Below are 13,115 nucleotides of genomic sequence, written 5' to 3'. Positions count from 1 at the left end.
AGCCATGGCCCGACTGAGCGCGGTGCTCGCGACGACGCATCACCCGTTCTACCTCAAGGCGACCCAGCTCACTCCGCCCGAAGAGCGGATGCCGCAGGCCGCGGAGTGGCAGCAGAAGGTCGAGAGCTACCGGGAGACCCTCACGGCCGCCGACCCCGACATCCTCGTGATGGTGGGCGCCGACCACTTCCACCAGTTCTTCTCCGACAACTACCCGACCTTCCTCATCGGCAAGCAGCCGCGCTACGACGCGACCTTCTACAACGAGGAGCGCGAGTTCGGCATCCCGCCCTACCTGCTCGAGGGGCACGAAGACCTGTCGGGCTACATGCTGCAGGGGCTGCTCGACCGCGGTTTCGACTTCTCGGTGAGCCACGAACTCAAGATCGACCACTCCATCATCTGCCCGATCATCACCACCCGGCCGGATGCCGACCTGCCGATCGTGCCGATCTACACCAACATCTTCGCGCCACCGCTGCCGAGCCCGAAGCGCTTCTGGGATCTCGGCCGGGCCATCCGGTCGATCATCGACGAGTACCCCTCCGACGCGCGCATCGCCGCGGTCGGCAGCGGACACCTCTCGCTCGAGCTCGGCGGCCCGCGTCAGTTCGGCGAGACCGGCCCCGACCCGGTGTTCGACCGCAAGGCGATCGACTGGCTGGCGAGCGGCGACATCGACGCGATCCTCGAGAACGTCACCCACGAGAGCATGGCGGGCGCCGGCAACGCGACGCACGGGTTCATGGACCTCATCCTGATGATGGGCATCGCGGGGCCGATCGAGGCGTCCTACGTCGACGAGCTCGACCTGTTCCACACCCGTGAGATGTACATGACGTGGTATCCGGAAGGGGATCCGCGATGAGTCGCTACTACGTGAACAAGTTCCTCTACCAGGTCGACGGCGACCCGGAGCTGCTGGCCGCCTACAAGGCCGAGCCCGAGGCGCTCGTCGAGCGCTGGGAACGCGACTACGGGTCGCGGCTCGGCACGAATCACACCATCGAGCGCACCACCTGGCTGGGGTTCACGCCCGAGGAGCGGCGCGCGCTGGTCGAGCACGACTACGTCACGCTGTTCGAGCAGGGAGCGCACTTCTTCCTCTGCCTCACCATCTTCATCGCCATCTACGACGACGACTACGTCGCCCGCAGCGGGCCGCTCTCGTTCCAGCGCGAGTACGCCCAGAAGCTCGCCCACTGGCTCGGCCGGGACTATCCGACCGTCGCCCTCTGAGCATCCATCGCCCTACCCGCACCAGTCTTCGCCGAAGGAGCCGAAATGACCGAGAACCCCGCCAGCACCCGCACGGCCGATGGTGAGGTGCCCACCGACGGGCGCACCGTCGTGTTCCGGGGCGGAACCGTCGTGACGGTGGATGCCGCCCGTCGCGTTCTCGCCGACACCGATGTCCTGGTGATCGGCCAGAACATCGCCGCCATCGGAACCGCGCTCGAGGTGCCCGAGGGCACGTTCGAGATCGACGCCTCGGGCGGCATCGTGATGCCGGGCATGGTCGACACGCACCGCCACATGTGGCAGACGGCGATGCGCGGCTACGGCGCCGACTGGACGCTGACGCAGTACTTCGTCTGGTACTACCTCGAGCACGGCAAGAGCTTCCGCCCCGAAGACGTGCGGGCCGGCAACCGGCTCTCGGCGCTCGACGCGATCGACGCCGGCGTCACCACCACCGTCGACTGGTCGCACGGCCTGCGCACGCTCGACCATGCCGAGGCCGCGATCGACGCGCTGCGCTCGTCGGCCGGACGGTATGTGCTGGCCTACGGCAACATCTTCGCCGGGCCCTGGGAGTGGACCGCCGACGCGGCCGTGCGCCGGTTCCTCAGCGAGAACAACACCGGGTCGGAGCGGCTGCGCGTGCAGCTCGCGTTCGACGTGACCGGCGATCCCGAGTTCCCCGAGCGTGCGGCGTTCGAGGCGGCTCGGGAGCTGGGGCTGCCGGTCACCACGCACGCCGGTGTCTGGGGTGCGACGAACGACGACGGCATCCGGTTGATGCACGAGAACGGGTTCATGACCCCCGAGACCGTCTACGTGCACGCCGCGACGCTGAGCGACGACTCCTACCACCGCATCGCGGCCACCGGGGGATCGGTGTCGCTCTCGACCGAGAGCGAGCTGAGCTGCGGGCAGGGCTATCCGCCGTCGTGGATCCTGCGTCAGCACGGCATCCCGGTGTCGCTGTCGGTCGACACCAGCGTGTGGTTCTCGAGCGACCTGTTCTCGGCGATGCGGTCGACGCTCGGCGCCGATCGAGGCTGGGAGCACACCCGGGCACACGAGAAGGGCGAGACCGTCACGCACTCGCACCTGCGGGCCGAGCACGTGGTCGACTGGGCCACGCGCGGCGGGGCCGAGAGCCTCGGACTCGGCGACGTGATCGGCAGCCTCGAGCCCGGCAAGCGGGCCGACATCGTGCTGATCAAGAACGACGCGTCGCCCACCATGTTCCCGATCGTCAACCCGAACGGCCACATCGCCCTGCAGGCCGGGCGCGGCGACGTGCACTCGGTGATGGTCGACGGAGCACTCGCGAAATACGCCGGCCGCCTGCTCGGCGACACCCTCGACTCGGTCAGGAACGACATCGAGGCGACGGTCGACTACCTGCACTCGGAGCTCGGCGATCCCACCTGGGAGCAGGGCATGAACCCGGATGCACCGGAGGAGAAGATGCTCGACAACCCCTACACCTACACCGACTACAAAGACGCCTCCACCCACACGGCCGATCGTCAGACCGCCGGGTCGGTGTGACGGAGTGCCTACGCCGCGCCTGCTGATCATCGTCGCCAGTGTCCGCTCCGGCCGGGTGGGTGCGGCGGTGGGCGAATGGGTCGCCGCTCGTGCCGAGTCGGTCGACGGGGTCGAGGTGGATGTCGCCGACCTCGCCGAGGTGCGGCTGCCGCTGCACGACGAACCCCATCACCCGCGGCTGCGCGACTACGTGGGGGAGGACGCCCGACGCTGGAGCGCGCGGGTGGAGTCGGCCGACGGCGTGGTGTTCGTGATGCCGGAGTACAACCACAGCTTCTCGGCGCCGCTCAAGAACGCGATCGACTACCTGCACCAGGAGTGGGTGGGCATGCCGGTGGGTCTGGTGAGCTACGGCGGGCTGTCGGGTGGCACCCGGGCCGTCGTGGCCCTGCAGCCGGTGCTGGTGAACCTCGGCATGCATCTCGTGCGCACCAACGTCGAGATCGCCTGGGTGGCCGAACACGTGCACGACGGCGCCTTCGTGCCCACCGAGCGGCACGAGCGCGCGCTCGAGGCCCTGCTGGCCGAGCTGGCCGTGATGGTCAGTCGACCGGTTTGATGAGGCAGAACGGGTGGCCGGCAGGGTCGAGATAGACGCGGAAGGTGTCGGTGACCGACCCGGTCGCGGTGGCCCCGAGGGCCAGCACCGCCCGTTCGGCCTCGTCGAGGTCGTCGACCTTCACGTCGAGGTGCAGCTGCTGGGGCACGACCTGGCCGGGCCACTCGGGAGCCCGGTAATCGTCGACGCCCTGGAAGGCGACGATCGGTCTGGCGTCGCCCGGGCCCACGAGCTCGGCCCAGCCCGTGTCGTCGACCACCTTCTTCAGGCCGAGCACCTCGGCATAGAAGTCGGCGAGCGCGCTCGGGTTCGGGCAGTCGATCACGATGACGTCGAGGGAGCCGATCATGCGAACACCCTACGACCGCGGCCCCTCAGCCGACCACCCCTCCACCCCTCCCGAGCGAACCGCCGAGCGCCGGGTGAGACCTCCGCGCCGTAGAGTCGGAGGCATGCCAGACGCCTCCGCGCCCCTCCGCCGACTCGGCTTCCTCACCATCGGGCTGTTCGACCCCGCGAACCCGGCGGCCGGTCACGAGACCACGCTCGAGATCATCGAACTCGGCGAGCGCCTCGGCTTCGACAGCGCGTGGTTGCGCCACCGCCACCTGCAGTTCGGCATCTCGTCGCCGGTCGCCGTGATGGCGGCGGCCACGCAGCGCACCTCGCGCATCGAGCTCGGCACCGCCGTGACGCCCCTGGGCGCCGAGAACCCGTTCCGCCTCGCCGAAGACCTCGCCACGGTCGACGTGCTCTCGGGCGGCCGCATCAACCCCGGTTTCAGCACCGGCACCCCGATGCATTTCGACGACTACAAAGACGCCCTCTACCCGCCGCCGGGCGGATGGGAACAGCAGGATCTCGGCTACGACCGCCTGCTGCGCCTGCGCTCCTTCCTGCGCGGCGACCCGGTGAGCGACTTCTCGGGGCGCGAGGGCATCGAGGAGTACTCCGAGCGCGTCGAGCCGCACTCGCCGGGCCTCGCCGATCGCCTCTGGTATGGCGCGGCGAGCCTGAGATCGGCGCGCTGGGCGGGTGAGAACGGCTTCCGTCTGCTCACCAGCAGCGTCATCGCGAACGAGAACGGCACCGCCGACTTCGCCTCGAACCAGAGCGCGCAGATCACGGAATACCGGACGCTGCACCCCGCCGGCCCCGACGCCCGGGTGTCGCAGGGCCTCGTCGTCATCCCGACCGATTCGGCGACGCCGTCGCAACGCCGTCGCTACCAGGACTACGTCGACTCGCGCAGCGCCCGCGTCGGTGTGCCCCAAGGCCCACGGGGCCTGCTGTTCGCGCCCGACCTGATCGGCACCTCCGCCGAGATCGCCGAGCGTCTGCACGACGATCCGGGCTACCGTCAGGTCGACGAGGTGGCCTTCGCGCTGCCGTTCAGCTTCGAGCCCGACGACTACGGGCAACTGCTGACCGACATCGCGGGCGCCCTCGCCCCGGCGCTCGGCTGGAGCCGTTCGGCCTGACGCGACGCGCACCCGCGCCCGCCGTCGATCCCGCCGTCGATTCCGTCTGGGCATCGCCTTCGACGAGATCTCGCCCGACTACCACCATGCCCGCGACCTCGACGGAGCGAAGGTGTTCGCCCTCTGGCCACTCGATCAGGCCGCCGAGGCGACGTTCGGCCGCTCCACCTGGCCCGAGGAGGTGCCCGTGCCCCAGGCCTGGATCGAGTTCGAGGTCGCCTCGCCCCAGGCGGTCGCCGACGCCGCCGCCGAGCTGCGGGCGGGCGGCCACGACATTCTCGTCGACGCCCACGAGGAACCCTGGGGGCAGACCACCGCCCGGCTGCTGAGCCCCGAGCACCTGCTCGTCGGCATCAGCTATCTGCCGAGTTTCCACGAGGTCGCGCCCGGCCCGCCGGCGGATGCAGCGGCATCCGGCGTCGCGGCCGGCGTGGACAACAGCACTCCTGGGGGCGACCGGCCCGAATAGCGCGCCGCTGAGGCTGTCGCGTGGTGAAGTCCACGGGCGAGCCTCCTCAGGTCCAGGCGCGGGCGCTGCGCGCCGCCCAATAGCGCTCGGGCGGCTCGGCGAGCGCGGCCAGCTGCTCCAGCGGCACCGCCGGCACCCGCGCGGCGAGGTTCTCGCGCAACTGCTTGCGGGTCACCGCGCCGCTCAACACGATGTCGGCCCACGGATGCGCGACAGCGGCGCCGACGGCGAGCCCCACGAGCGGCTGGCCGTCGGCCTCGGCGAGAGCGGCGGCATCCGGTTCGTCTCCGTGCGGGGTCAACCGGCCGTTCGCCAGCACCTCCTTCACCACCACGAGCCAGCGCGCGTCGTTCGCCCGCTCGAGGGCCGGGGCGACCGATTGCTCGAGCAGGTTCCAGGTGCTCTGCACCGCCGAGAACGGCGACGCGTCGAGGGTCAAGGCGCGGTCGATCACGGCGGCCTGCTGAGGCCCGCTGGTCGAGAAGCCCACCCGCACGCCGTCGGCCGCGAGCGACCGCAGCCGATCGAGCAGAGCGCCGTCGTCGAGCGCGGGGCTGTCGGGCGTCAGCGAATGGATCAGGTAGACATCGGGGGAGTCGCCGAGCGCCTCGAGCGTCTGTTCCCACTGCCGGTCGAACTGAGCCAGGCTGTGCTCCTTGCGCTCCTGGGTGGGCGCGTCGAGGCGCCAGTCGCCGACGTATTCGTAGCCCCACTTCGACCCGATCGTGAGTTCGTCACGACGGCCCGGATGCGCCTGCAGCCACGACCCGAGGAACGACTCCGCGAGGCCGTACGACCGCGCCGCATCGACGTAGCGGATGCCGAGCCACCAGGCCGCGTCGAGCACGGCGTGCGCCCGCTGCCGCATCGTGTCGACGCTCCGCTCGGCCCCCGCGCCCAGGTCGGCGTCGCGCCCCGTGGTGATGTAGGCCGGGCGCCCGAGCGCGGCGAGCCCGAGGCCGAGGCGTGACGCGAGGCCGCCGCTGCCCGTTTCGCCGCCGCCGGCCGTGTCGTCGCCGGTGCCGCCACGTGCATTGCTGCCGGCCACATCGTCGTCGGAGTCCGTCATATCGCCCCGTCCTTTCCGCGCATCTCAGCTCGAAGCGTATACTCGTCGCCGTGAGTTCATCCATCTCGTCCGCTACGCCCTCGGGGCGTCAGGAGGTCGTCGGCGTTCATTCTGCCGACGCGAGATAGAGCCCTGCCCGGCTCGTGATTCCGAGCGCTCCGAGCGCTCCGCGCATCCACCCCGCGCCGCTACGCTGCGCGCTTCCACCCCTCTCGGCGCCCCCGCGCGCCGACCCTCCGCGCGTCCCGCGCACGTCTGCCCCGGCGACGTGTCCGAGGGCTCCGCACCCGTCAGACAGGGCGAACCCACCCATGCTGCCCCTCACACAGAAGACCATCCAGAACTCCTTCATCAACGCCTCGCTCCGCGAGCGCAACAGCGTCACCTATCCGGCCGCGTTCGACGACCTGCCCTGGCAGCGACTCGACTACCTCGGCTGGCGCGACCCCAAGCTGCCCACGGTCGGCTACGTGGTCGTCGAACTCGACGGCGGGCCCGTCGCGATCATGCTGCGCCAGACCGACGGCCGCATCCGCACCCGACCGCAGTGCTCGTGGTGCGAAGACGTGCACCTGCCGAACGACGTCGTGTTCTTCAGCGTCAAGCGCGCCGGACAGGCCGGCCGCAACGGCAACACCGTCGGCACGCTCGTGTGCGCCGAATTCCAGTGCTCGGCCAACGTGCGCACCCTGCCCCCGGTGGCCTACGTCGGGTTCGACGTCGAGGCCGCCCGGCAGCGGCGCATCGAGACGCTCGGCGAGCACGTTCGCAACTTCGTGCGCAGCGTGCGCGACGGCGACTGAGGCGCTGAGCGGGGCCACGGCCCGCCGGGAACTCGTAGAGTTGGTAGCAGCATGATGCCGACACCCACTCCCGAGCACAACCGGCTGACCCGGCAGTTCCTCGGCTCGCTCCTGGTGGCGATCGCCGGATGCCTCGGCGCCCTGGCCTCGCTCGTCTTCCTCTACCCCGCGCACACCATTGCGGTCGGCGTGACGCTCGACGTCACCCTCGTGGTGAGCCTCGTCGTGATCGTGGCCGCAGCGGTCGTGTGCGTGCGGCTCGCGAGCCGCATCAGCGCCCTCAACCGCGGTTCACGCGGCCGACGCTGAGCTCGCCGGGCCCTCACACGTCGTCGGCCCACACCTGCCTCGCCGATCGCACCGGTTCGCCCGACTGCTCGGCCTGCTGCATGAGCAGCGCGAGGTAGTGGTCCTGGCTCGCCTCGGCCAGCGAATACACCTCGGCGCCGCCCGCGATCCTCGTGCGCATGCCGGCGAGCAGCAGGGCGATCGCGATCTCGTCGTCGGCGAGCCGGCCGGGCCGGAACGGGTTCGTGAACACCCACTCCTCGCCGAGCAGCAGCCCGCGCAGGAACAGGCCCTCGAGGTTTCCGCCCTCACCGGCCATCGACCGCCGGATGCGCGCGAACACCGGGGCCAGGTCTTTCGCGTAGCGCACCTCGAGGTCGTCGATCTCGCCCCGGTCGCCGCGCACCAGCAGCCGGTTGCCCCGGATCCACGAGAAGTACTGCTCCGGAGCGAAGTCGTAGACGCCGAGCCGGTCGCCGAAATCGAAGCGGCCGGTGGTCTGCGTGGCCGTGACGAACTCCTCCACCTCCGGGTCGCCGCCCCGGCCGGGCCCGTTGAGCATCGGGTAGCGGAACACCGATGCCGTGATCGTGGCGTCTTCGGCCCCGATGCCGAGCGCGCGGCGCATGACGCTCACCCCGTGGTAGTCGTGGCACTGGGCAACCAGGGCTTGGCTGACGGTGCCGATGCGACCGCTGCGGGCGATGGCGAGCTGTGCGTTCAGCAGCGGCGACAGGTGGTACTGCTCCGCGATCTGCACGATGCCGCGGTGCGCCACCCGCTCGTAGAGCGTGGTCATGCCGTCGAGATCGAGCGCCGGGGGAGTCTCGCAGAGCACCGGCATCCGCAGTTCGACCAGGCGTTCGATCGTCTCCGGAGCCACCTCCCTCGGCACCGACACCACGACGAACTCCGGATGCCGCGCCGACACGAGATCGGCGACGTCGGCGTGCGTGGGCACTCCCCAGCGCTCGGTGACCGCTCGCGCGGTCTCGAGGTTGCGGGTCACGAGGCCCGTGATCTCGAAGCGCTCGGGCAGGGCCTGGGCGATGCGCAGAAAGAATTCGCTGCGCCATCCGCTGCCCACGATGCCGAAACGGATCGGTTCTTCGGCGGTCATCTGGTTCTCCTTCGAACGGTGCGGGGCAGGTCGGGGGCGGCGCGAGAGCGGGGCGCAGGGGGTGCAGCCCTTCGACGCTACCCGGTTCGGCGGGTGTGGAATAACGGCACCGCCTTTTCACCCGTTAGCCTGGAATCTCCGTCGACGTCGAGGAACCCATGACTCTCACCGCTTCCAGTTCTCAGAACGAGATCTCCCCTGAAATCGCCCGCTCCTGGCTGCTCGTCTCAGGCCGCCGCCCCGACGACTTCGCCGCCGCCCAGCGCTCCCGGGCCGACCAGGTCGTGCTCGACATCGAAGACGCCGTCGACCCGAAGCTGAAAGACGCCGCGCGCGACGACGTGATCGCCTGGCTGTCTGGCGAGGGCTCGACCTGGGTGCGCATCAACGACCGGGCCACCGACTTCTGGAGCGACGACGTCGACGGCCTGAAGGGCCTGCCGGGTCTTCGCGGCGTCATGCTCGCCAAGACCGAGTCGGCCGCCCACGTCACCGAGACCTTCGACCGGCTCGGCGGCTCCACCCCGGTGCTCGCCCTGATCGAGTCGGCCCTCGGCATCGAGGAGTCCACCACCATCGCACGCGCCCGTGGCGCGTTCCGCCTGGCGTTCGGCAGCGGCGACTACCGCCGCGACACCGGCACCAGCGCCGAAGACATCGCCATGGCCTACCCGCGCTCGAAGCTCGTCGTGGCCAGCCGCATCGGCGGTCTGCCCGGGCCGATCGACGGCCCGACGGTGAGCACGAGCCACCCGATCCTGCGCGAGCAGTCCGCCGTCGCCGTGGCGCTGGGTCTCACCGGCAAGCTCTGCCTCGACACCGATCAGCTGCCCGTCATCAACGAGACGATCAGCCCGACCCAGTCCGACGTGGCCTGGGCGCGCGACTTCCTGGCCGACTTCGAGGCGCGCGGGCGGGTCATCCGCGACGGCAGCGACCTGCCGCGCCTGGGCCGGGCGCAGAAGATCGACAAGCTCGCGCGGGCGTTCGGCGTCGTCGCGAACTGACCGGTCTCAGGCCCGTCGGCTGAAGGCCCTCTCGTTGGCGACCGCCACGCCGGCGATCACCACGACCCCGCCGATGATCTGCGCCGCGGTGAACGGATGCCCCGCGATGATGGTGAACGCGGCCGTGAACACGGTGATCAGGTTGAGGAACACGCCCGCGCGCGCCGGCGGGATCTCGCCCAGTGCGCGGTTCCAGAGCAGATACGACAGCACCGACGGGAAGATGCCGATGAAGGCCAGCGCACCCCAGGCATCCGGGGTCTGCGGCAGCGTCGGCCCGCCCGTGATGAGCACGACCGGGGCCAGCGCCACCACCGTGATCGCGGCCTGCAGAGCGGTCGAGGTGATGGGCGGGATGCCGGTGACCCGCCGGCCGACGATGGTGTAGGCGGTCCAGGCCACGATGGCCGCGATCATCAGCAGGTCGCCCACACCGAACCCGGTGCGGACGAGGGCCAGCGGGTCGCCGCCCGAGAGCACGATGAGCACGCCGACCAGGGCGAGCAGGATGCCGGCGATCGCGGCGGGGGAGAGCTTCTCGCGCAGGAACACGACGGCGGCGATCGTGATCAGCGCCGGGTTGAACGCGTTGATGAGCGAGGCGTTGAAGGCGTCGGTGAACTGCAGTGCGCTGTAGAGCAGGAACGTGTAGGCGAAGAGGCCGAAGGCGGCCAGCAGCACGAGGCGGGGCCAGGCGCGGAGCGCGTCGCGCCAACGGGGTCGTTCGACCGGTTGCGCGATGACCAGCAGCGGTCCGACGGCGATCAGCCAGCGCAGGAAGACCAGGCTGAGCGGATCGATCGACGCCACCGCCGCGGCTCCCACCACGTAGTTTCCGGCCCAGAACAGTGTCGCCGCCACGAGCGAGACGACCGCGACGACCGTGCGCCGCCGCGGACCGGCGGGTGCGTTCACGGCGGGGCCGTCACTGGTTCCACCGGCGCACCGCGCCTGGCAGCCGGCGGAACCACTGCGAGATGCGGGCCGTGTGGCGGTCGGTGAACTCGTTCGACAGCCGCAGCGTCTCGTCGCCGAGGTCGCCCCCGGTCAGAATCGACTCGAGGGCTTGCAGGGCACGCTGCTCCTGCTCGGCCGCCCGGCGCATCCGCTCGTCGTCGTTCATCGCGTCAAGCTTAGAGGCGCGGGTCAGGTCAGGTCGGGCCGGGCTCAGGTCGAAGCCGCGTGCGCTCCGTGCCGGTGCGCCGGCGCCGCCACCCCGCGCCGGCGGAACAGCAGCGCCGACAGCACCGCGCCGAAGGCGAAGAAGCCCGCTCCCCACCAGTAGGCGACCGAGTAGCTGTAGACGGCGGCGTCGCCCGCCACCGCCGCCGTGGCCGGCTGGTGGGCGGTGACATAGGCGGTCGCCGCGGTGGCCGCGAGGGTGTTGAGCAACGCGGTGCCGATCGACCCGCCCACCTGCTGGCTGGTGTTGACGAGCGCCGAGCCGACGCCGGCGTAGGCGCCCTCGATGCCGAGCGTCGCGGTCTGGATCGAGGCCGGCATGATCGTGCCGATGCCGAACCCGAGAATGAGGAACGCCGGCAGCAGGTCGGCCGCATAGGTGCTGTCGAGGGTGAGCCGGGTGAACAGCAGCATGCCGATGGTGGCGAGGGTCATGCCGATCGGCACCAGCACCTTCGGGCCGAACCGGGGCACGAAGATGTTCGTCGACAACTGGGCCGCGAGCACCAGGGTGCCGATCATCGGCAAGAACGAGACTCCGGTCTGGATAGGGGTGTAGCCGAGCGACTTCTCGAGGAAGTAGGTGACGAACAGGAACACCCCGAACAGACCGGCGCCCGCGATCAGCACCGCGCTGTAGGCGGCGCCGCGGTTGCGGTCGAGCACGATCGAGAGCGGCAGCAACGGATGCGCGGCCCGCTGCTGCCAGAGCACGAACGCCACCAGCAGCACGCCGCTCGCGATGAGCATGCCCCACGAGAACGGCGAGTCCCAGCCATCCGTCTCGGCGTTCGACAGGCCGTAGACCAGGGCGAACAGGGCCGCCGACACGAGCACGGTGCCCGGGATGTCGAGCTTCGGGCGGGGGCCGGTGCGGGCGACGCTCGCCACGAAGAGTGCGGCGCCGATGACGGCGACCACGGCGATGATGACGTTGACGTAGAGGTTCCAGCGCCAACTGAGATATTCGGTGAGCACTCCGCCGAGCAGCAGGCCGATCGCGCCGCCGGCCCCCGCGATGGCGCCGAACACGCCGAACGCGCGAGCTCGCTCCTTCGGAATCGTGAAGGTCGTCGTGAGCACCGCGAGCGCGGTCGGTGCGAGCAGGGCCGCGAAGGCGCCCTGCACCGCGCGGGCGGCGACGAGGGTGCCGAAGCTGTCGGCGGCCCCACCGAGCGCCGAGGCGGCGGCGAAGCCGATCAGGCCGATGATGAAGGTGCGCTTGCGCCCTACGAGGTCGGAGAGCCGGCCGCCGAGCAGCAGCAGGCTGCCGAACGCGAGCGAATACGCCGTCACCACCCATTGCCGCTCGCCGTCGGTGAAGCCGAGGTCGGCCTGCGCCGCCGGGAGGGCGATGTTGACCACGGTGGAGTCGAGCACCACCATGAGCTGGGCCAGGGCGACGGTGGTGAGCGTGAACCAGCGCAACGAGTGGGCTCGCTGCGCGGCCTGCGGAGGTGCGTCGGGGTCGGAAGCCGCCATGCTGGGCCTTCCGTCGGGCGGGTCGCGAGTGGAGCGGGCTTGGCCGCCAAGGTACCAGCCGCGCGAACGCCCGCGCTAGGTGCGGGATCGGAGCTACCGGGTGCCGCGTCGGGAACTGCCTCGGCTTCGCGCGGCCCGGCGATCGCGCGCCAGCGCCGAGAGGCCGGCGAAGACGCCCCAGCCGGCCACCGCGCCGGCGACGACGACGTTCGACCAAGTCGGCAGTAACCACGGAAACGACCCCACGGCGAACAACACACCGAACGCGATCCCGGCGGCCACCGTGGCACGGCGCGCGCGGAGCGACCTCATCCCGACAGGCAGCGACACGGCGACGACCGCGAGGGCGAGCAGCGACAGATGGACGGTGCCGCTGACCACGCTCGCGAGAAGCACGATCGAGCCGGCCGTGAGGTCGATGTCCGCGACGGGGTAGACCAGACGGCCGAGCGCCAGCAGAATGATCGCGAACCCGACGAGGACGACGCCCAGTGCGGCCGACGACAGGGCGCGTCGCACGGGCGCGCCGGCTGCGTGCGCGCCGACGACGCCCGCGGCCCCGGCTCCCCAAGCGATGATCGCGAAGAAGAGCAACTCTCCGGCCCAGGTCAGCGGGAAGGCGCCGTCTCCGACCCACCCGGAGACGGAGTCGGGGTCGGTGGGCAGAGGCGGCAGCGTAGCCAGAAGGGTGAGCGCGAGGCCGGCGAACACCGTCCCCGCGATCCACAGCCAAGCGAACGCGGTCGCCGCACGACCCGCTGCCGCCTCGCGGTCGGCGGACTCGGGGGCGACGGATGCCACGGGGCTCACGGCCTCACCCTAGTGCCCACGGAGCACACGCTGCGCCGGAGAAGGCCGGGCGCCAGGCGTG

16 protein-coding genes are annotated in these 13,115 nt (G+C 70.8%); 9 read left to right on the top strand and 7 right to left on the bottom strand.

Annotated elements, in window-relative coordinates; all coding sequences use genetic code 11:
- The first annotated feature begins 4 nt into the window (after window positions 1–4).
- The 4 genes from N1032_RS10155 to N1032_RS10140 are packed head-to-tail and all read left to right on the top strand — an operon-like array spanning window position 5 to window position 3,343.
- Entirely contained in the window at window positions 5–868 is an 864-nt protein-coding gene (locus tag N1032_RS10155) for a DODA-type extradiol aromatic ring-opening family dioxygenase (protein WP_259538947.1), read from the top strand.
- Window positions 865–1,239 (top strand): hypothetical protein, encoded by a 375-nt coding sequence (locus N1032_RS10150; RefSeq protein WP_259538946.1) that lies wholly within the window; start codon window positions 865–867, stop codon window positions 1,237–1,239. Before N1032_RS10155 ends, N1032_RS10150 begins: the two co-directional genes overlap by 4 nt.
- A gap of 45 nt (window positions 1,240–1,284) precedes the next feature.
- On the top strand, window positions 1,285–2,784 hold the full coding sequence (locus N1032_RS10145; RefSeq protein WP_259538945.1) for an amidohydrolase family protein: 1,500 nt from the start codon (window positions 1,285–1,287) through the stop codon (window positions 2,782–2,784).
- A gap of 4 nt (window positions 2,785–2,788) precedes the next feature.
- Entirely contained in the window at window positions 2,789–3,343 is a 555-nt protein-coding gene (locus tag N1032_RS10140) for an NADPH-dependent FMN reductase (RefSeq protein ID WP_259538944.1), read from the top strand.
- Here N1032_RS10140 and N1032_RS10135 read toward each other — a convergent pair.
- On the bottom strand, window positions 3,327–3,692 hold the full coding sequence (locus N1032_RS10135) for a VOC family protein (protein WP_259538943.1): 366 nt from the start codon (window positions 3,690–3,692) through the stop codon (window positions 3,327–3,329). The genes N1032_RS10140 and N1032_RS10135 overlap by 17 nt on opposite strands.
- A gap of 103 nt (window positions 3,693–3,795) precedes the next feature.
- Here N1032_RS10135 and N1032_RS10130 point away from each other — a divergent pair, with 103 nt between their 5' ends.
- Window positions 3,796–4,824 (top strand): LLM class flavin-dependent oxidoreductase, encoded by a 1,029-nt coding sequence (locus N1032_RS10130; RefSeq protein ID WP_259538942.1) that lies wholly within the window; start codon window positions 3,796–3,798, stop codon window positions 4,822–4,824.
- A gap of 112 nt (window positions 4,825–4,936) precedes the next feature.
- A complete protein-coding gene (locus tag N1032_RS10125; RefSeq protein WP_259538941.1) occupies window positions 4,937–5,293 on the top strand; it encodes a hypothetical protein in 357 nt (118 codons plus the stop codon).
- 46 nt (window positions 5,294–5,339) lie between these two features.
- Here the strand turns inward: N1032_RS10125 and N1032_RS10120 are convergent, their stop codons facing one another.
- Window positions 5,340–6,362 (bottom strand): aldo/keto reductase, encoded by a 1,023-nt coding sequence (locus N1032_RS10120; protein WP_259538940.1) that lies wholly within the window; start codon window positions 6,360–6,362, stop codon window positions 5,340–5,342.
- 311 nt (window positions 6,363–6,673) lie between these two features.
- Between N1032_RS10120 and N1032_RS10115 the strand changes: the two genes are divergently transcribed.
- The gene (locus tag N1032_RS10115; protein ID WP_259538939.1) at window positions 6,674–7,165 is read left to right on the top strand and encodes an FBP domain-containing protein; all 492 of its coding nucleotides are present in this window, start codon (window positions 6,674–6,676) and stop codon (window positions 7,163–7,165) included.
- A 51-nt stretch (window positions 7,166–7,216) separates the two neighbouring features.
- A complete protein-coding gene (locus N1032_RS10110; protein ID WP_259538938.1) occupies window positions 7,217–7,474 on the top strand; it encodes a hypothetical protein in 258 nt (85 codons plus the stop codon).
- Between the two features lie 13 nt (window positions 7,475–7,487).
- On the opposite strand, the gene N1032_RS10105 is transcribed toward N1032_RS10110, so the two are convergent.
- Entirely contained in the window at window positions 7,488–8,573 is a 1,086-nt protein-coding gene (locus N1032_RS10105; RefSeq protein ID WP_259538936.1) for a Gfo/Idh/MocA family protein, read from the bottom strand.
- A gap of 158 nt (window positions 8,574–8,731) precedes the next feature.
- On the opposite strand from N1032_RS10105, the gene N1032_RS10100 reads away from it, so the two are divergent.
- Window positions 8,732–9,580 carry an HpcH/HpaI aldolase/citrate lyase family protein gene (locus N1032_RS10100; RefSeq protein ID WP_259538934.1) on the top strand — a complete coding sequence of 283 codons (849 nt, stop codon included), beginning with the start codon at window positions 8,732–8,734 and terminating at the stop codon, window positions 9,578–9,580.
- Window positions 9,581–9,586: 6 nt separating this feature from the next.
- Here the strand turns inward: N1032_RS10100 and N1032_RS10095 are convergent, their stop codons facing one another.
- The 4 genes from N1032_RS10095 to N1032_RS10080 all read right to left on the bottom strand — a co-directional run bounded on the left by N1032_RS10095 (window position 9,587) and on the right by N1032_RS10080 (window position 13,054).
- Window positions 9,587–10,495: a DMT family transporter gene (locus N1032_RS10095; protein ID WP_259538932.1), complete on the bottom strand. Its 909-nt coding sequence runs from the start codon at window positions 10,493–10,495 to the stop codon at window positions 9,587–9,589.
- Between the two features lie 10 nt (window positions 10,496–10,505).
- Window positions 10,506–10,703, bottom strand: a complete 198-nt coding sequence (locus N1032_RS10090; RefSeq protein ID WP_259538931.1) for a hypothetical protein — start codon at window positions 10,701–10,703, stop codon at window positions 10,506–10,508.
- A 44-nt stretch (window positions 10,704–10,747) separates the two neighbouring features.
- Window positions 10,748–12,244 (bottom strand): DHA2 family efflux MFS transporter permease subunit, encoded by a 1,497-nt coding sequence (locus tag N1032_RS10085; protein ID WP_259538930.1) that lies wholly within the window; start codon window positions 12,242–12,244, stop codon window positions 10,748–10,750.
- Between the two features lie 93 nt (window positions 12,245–12,337).
- Window positions 12,338–13,054, bottom strand: a complete 717-nt coding sequence (locus N1032_RS10080; protein WP_259538929.1) for a hypothetical protein — start codon at window positions 13,052–13,054, stop codon at window positions 12,338–12,340.
- Between the last annotated feature and the right edge of the window lie 61 nt (window positions 13,055–13,115).

This window comes from Herbiconiux daphne, from assembly GCF_024979295.1.
Taxonomy (GTDB): Bacteria; Actinomycetota; Actinomycetes; order Actinomycetales; family Microbacteriaceae; genus Herbiconiux; species Herbiconiux daphnes.
This window is presented reverse-complemented; position numbering and strand designations above follow the sequence as displayed.